The organism is Streptomyces sparsus (genome assembly GCF_054776295.1).
This window is the reverse complement of sequence record NZ_BAAHCA010000420.1, coordinates 1-4,208: the sequence shown is the minus strand read 5'-3', so window position 1 is coordinate 4,208 and position 4,208 is coordinate 1. Positions and strand designations below refer to the sequence as shown.

The 4,208-nt window shown below is 73.5% G+C and carries 5 protein-coding genes; 3 read left to right on the top strand and 2 right to left on the bottom strand.

The genetic code is table 11. From position 1 onward, the window contains the following. On the bottom strand, window positions 1–189 hold a 189-nt coding region (locus tag ACYVE9_RS17665; RefSeq protein ID WP_461028842.1), incomplete at its 3' end, for a hypothetical protein. 227 nt (window positions 190–416) lie between these two features. On the opposite strand from ACYVE9_RS17665, the gene ACYVE9_RS17660 reads away from it, so the two are divergent. The 3 genes from ACYVE9_RS17660 to ACYVE9_RS17650 all read left to right on the top strand — a co-directional run bounded on the left by ACYVE9_RS17660 (window position 417) and on the right by ACYVE9_RS17650 (window position 3,256). Next, on the top strand, window positions 417–1,232 hold the full coding sequence (locus ACYVE9_RS17660) for a glycerophosphodiester phosphodiesterase (protein ID WP_461028841.1): 816 nt from the start codon (window positions 417–419) through the stop codon (window positions 1,230–1,232). A 242-nt stretch (window positions 1,233–1,474) separates the two neighbouring features. Then, window positions 1,475–2,059 carry an ATP-binding protein gene (locus ACYVE9_RS17655; RefSeq protein WP_461028840.1) on the top strand — a complete coding sequence of 195 codons (585 nt, stop codon included), beginning with the start codon at window positions 1,475–1,477 and terminating at the stop codon, window positions 2,057–2,059. A 228-nt stretch (window positions 2,060–2,287) separates the two neighbouring features. Next, complete coding sequence (locus ACYVE9_RS17650; RefSeq protein ID WP_461028839.1) at window positions 2,288–3,256, top strand: DUF5926 family protein; 969 nt, start codon at window positions 2,288–2,290, stop codon at window positions 3,254–3,256. Between the two features lie 316 nt (window positions 3,257–3,572). On the opposite strand, the gene ACYVE9_RS17645 is transcribed toward ACYVE9_RS17650, so the two are convergent. Continuing rightward, on the bottom strand, window positions 3,573–4,208 hold a 636-nt coding region (locus tag ACYVE9_RS17645; RefSeq protein WP_461028838.1), incomplete at its 5' end, for a hypothetical protein.

Below are 4,208 nucleotides of genomic sequence, written 5' to 3'. Positions count from 1 at the left end.
TTCAGCGGGGGGCGCGGGGTGGTGCGGGTCGGCGCTGGTCTTTCGCAGTTGGGTGGTGGAGTCGGACGGCGAGGCCCCCTCGCGGGGCTCGCTCTGCGGCGCGACCGGCTGCACGCGGTCGGCGGGTGCCGGTTCTTCGGCTCGGCCCGCCTGCGGCGACCGGTCGGCGCCCTCGTGCTCGGTGCTCACAGCGATCTCCTCAGGTACACGACAGACATGGTGGGCGGACTTGTTGTAGCCCAGTGTGCAATCAGCTTTTCCCATCGTGTGTCAGGGCGGCGTAAGCCATCCGGTTACCCCTCCCCCGCGCCCCTTACCCCGGACATTCGTCACGAGAGGGAGACTTCACCGCAGGACGGTGCCGCGCCTGCCCGCCCCGGTCCCGCGGCGGTGCCGGCCAGTGGCACGATGACCGGGTGCGACCTCACTCCGGCAGCGCCGGGAAACATCCTTCCGAAATCGCCGTCATCGCCCATCGCGGCGCCTCAGAGGACGCGCCGGAACACACCCTGGCCGCCTACCGCAGGGCGATCGAGCACGGTGCGAACGCCCTCGAGTGCGACGTGCGGCTGACTGCCGACGGGCACCTGGTGTGCGTGCACGACCGCCGGGTGAACCGGGTCTCCAACGGACGCGGCGCGGTGTCCAAGCTGGAGTTGTCCGCCCTGGCCGCGCTCGACTTCGGTTCGTGGAAGGACGACTTCGAGCAGCCCGAGACCGAGGACCGGGAGCAGACGTCGGTGCTGACCCTGGAGCGGCTGCTTCGGTTGGTGAAGGAATCCTCCGCGGCCGGACGGCCGGTGGCGCTGGCCATCGAGACGAAGCATCCGACCCGCTGGGCCGGGCAGGTAGAGGAGAAGCTGCTCAGCCTGCTCAAGGAGTACGAACTGGACTCGCCGGTACGGGTGATGAGCTTCTCGGCCCGTTCCCTGCACCGGATCCGGGCCGCCGCACCCCACCTGCCGACCGTGTACCTGATGCAGCTCCTGCTGCGCCGGCACCGCGAGGGCCGGCTGCCGCCGGGGGTGGGCATCGCCGGTCCGAGCATGCGCATCATCCGCAACAACCCGGGGTACGTGATCCACGCTCAGCGAGCCGGCCACGAGGTCCACGTGTGGACGGTGGACGACCCGCTGGACGTCGAACTCTGCGCACGGCTCGGCGTGGACGCCATGATCACCAACCGTCCTCGGCAGGTGGTGGAGCAGTTGTCGGAGCTGAGTCGCCGCTGACCACGGGCCCCCGCCCCGCCGCGCACCGCCCGCGCCATGCCCGCACCACCGTGCCCCGCCGCCACCCGCCACGCCCCGCCGACGACCACCCCGCGCCGACGACCGCGCACCGGTGCGGACGCGGTCCGTACCGCGCCGGCGCGCAGACCCCGTACGGGCATCCGCGGGCACAGGGACGCGGCACTCGGTCATCCGTCACCCGTAGTGCTCCGGCGCATCCCGTGGGTGCGGAAAGGTGACGAGTGCGTCAACCGGGCACCTCGGGACGGTTTCCGGTCACGTGGGCCGGGGCATTCTTCCCGTGGCGTGGGGCGACTAAGGAGGTCTCGGGGGTGGCGTGGGTGGTGGCACAACAGGTGCCGACTTCGTCGGCCATGGCCGTGCCCCATGGGCCCGCGGGCGTGGGGCCGGCACGACGGCGACTACGGGACGATCTGCGCGCCAGCGGCGCGCCCGAAGCGGTCGTGGACGACGCCGTCCTGATCCTCTCCGAGTTGCTGAGCAACTCATGCCGGCACGCCCGGCCGCTGCTGCCCGACGAGCGGGTACGCGCCGAGTGGTGCCGGACGGCCGGCGGTGAGCTGACCATCTCGGTCACCGACGGCGGCGGTCCGACCCGACCGCTTCCGGCCACTCCCTCGGTGACCGCGCACGGCGGTCGGGGGCTGTCCATCATCACCGCACTGGCCCGGGACTGGGGCGTGCGCGAGGAGGACGGCGGCGAGGGTGGCGTCACGGTGTGGGCGGTCGTCGCCGGCGGCGACGCCCTGGACTCGTCCGGCGGTTTCGCCCTGATCGACCTCGAGGGCGTGGACGAACTCGCCTGAGCCCGCGCGCCCCGCTCAGCCGACGTTCCAGACAGGCCGCGCGCCCCGCACAGCCGACGCCTCCCGTGCAGCCGACGTCCCGGCAAGCCGCCGCTTCCGCGGGGGCGACGGGCGCGCCCGAGCCGCCGAGCCCGCTCGGCCGGTCGGACGGGCTAGGCTCGCGCGCAACAGTTCTGCCCGTTGCCAGGTTGATATCACCCCGGTTTGTCACGACTCGGAGACCCGCGCATGGCCAAGAAGCGCCGCCCCCAGCCCCAGGCTTCCCAGCCGCAGCTCGTCGACGGGGAGGTACCGGTCGTAGGTGGCCGCGAGCCGTGCCCCTGCGGCTCCGGGCGCCGCTACAAGGGCTGCCACGGGCGAGCCGCCGCGCAGGCGGTGACGGAGCTGGTCCGGCGTCCCTTCGAGGGGCTGCCCGGCGAGTGCGACTGGGTCGCCCTGCGCGAGCTGGTGCCCGCCGCCACCGCGCCGCTCACCCTTTCCGGTGGACTGCCCGACGACGTCCCGTCGGTCACCCTGGCCACCGTGCTGCCGATGGCGTGGCCCGCGCTGCGCCGCGACGACGGCTCCGTGATGCTGGGGCTGCAGAACGACACCGCCTCCGGGGACATCAGCCGCGACCTGGCCGACGTGCTGCGGCGGGCGCTGAGCGCCGAGCCGGGCAACCCGGTGGCCGCCGAGCGCACCAGCGGTGAGGCGCCGCGCCTCCAGGACCTGCTCGACGCCTCCGCCCCCCTGGTGCCCGAGGTGCACAGCGGCTTCGAGTTCTGGCTGACCGACGTGGAGAACGCCACCCCGGAGGTCGCGGCCTCCCTGGAGCGGGCCAACTCGGCGGCGCTGCCCACCGCGCGGCTCACCGGGGTCGAGGCCGCCTACTGGTGCCGCACCCCGGACAAGAACCACCTGCGCTGGGTCATGCCCCACGCCGAGGACACGTTGCTCGACGCGCTGGCACGGCTGCACGCCGCCGACGCCTCGTCGCTGGGCGCGGGCACCCGGCTGGTCGGTTCGTTCCGGGCGCACGGCCTCTTGGTCCCCGTCTGGGACCTGCCGACCGAGATGACCGCGGACGACTGCGAGAAGCCCGCCGCGGCCTTCGCCGAGCGGCTCTCCGAGGCGCTCGCGGACGGCTCCCCGCTCAGCGGCGAGGCGCGCCGCGCCCGCAGCGGTCTGGCCAACCGGCAGATCACGCTCAGCTGACGCCGGCCCGCACCTCGCTGACACCGGCCGGCGTCCCGCGCTCCCGGGTGTCACCGCCCTGTCCGGCGGTGACACCCGGTGACCCGGGTCGGCCACGAGGTAATTGAACACTCAAGAACCGTGATTCCGGTCACAACTCCCGGCCCCAACAGGTAAATCCGCGTCTGAAAAGGAACGCCGGAATTTGCGAACGGCCAATCTCTTGTTACGGTTCTTGGAGCCCGGTCGCTGGTGCATCCCCCGTCGCCAGCGACCGGGCGTCTGCATGTCCGGGCGGCGCCTCCGCGCCTCCGGTCCGCACCTCCGGAGCCGCGGGTCAGTCAGCGAACGCGTCGGGTGGGTTGCTCCCCGCGCGCAGCAGCAGGACGTCCTCACCGGGCGGCGCGATCTCCGCCACCGCGTGGTACGGCGGCTCGTCCCCCACCGGGTGCACCGTGCGCTGCCGGGGTGTCTCGCACAGCGCCGGCCCCTCCGCCACCACACAGTGCACCTGCACCGTCCGCCCGTCCGGTCGCATCAGCGTCAGCACGCCGCGCAGCGCGGCACCACCGGTGTTCCGGTAGTACATACGGCCCCAGGTGTGGCCTTCCTGACTGAGCACGCACGTCTGCGCCGTGACCCCTGCGGGGGAGGACACTTCCGGGCCGCATACGGCGGCGGGGCCGCGGGCCAGCACGCCTTGGGCGCGGAATCCGGACAGCTTGCCGGTGCCCCCGGCACGCGGCGCTCCCGAGCCCGGCAGCCGCTCCGCCCTTTCGGAGTAACTGTCGTGCCCCTCCAGGGAGTTGGAGCCCCCACCACCGGCCTCGGACCCACCGGCGGCCACGCCGCCCACCTCCGGGTCGCCGCCCTGCCTCGGGCCACCCGCCTGCGGGCCGTTGGGATCCATGGGGCCGCTGGGACCTGTGGTGCCACCAGGAGCCGTGGCGCCGCCGGGCACCGGGGTGCTGCC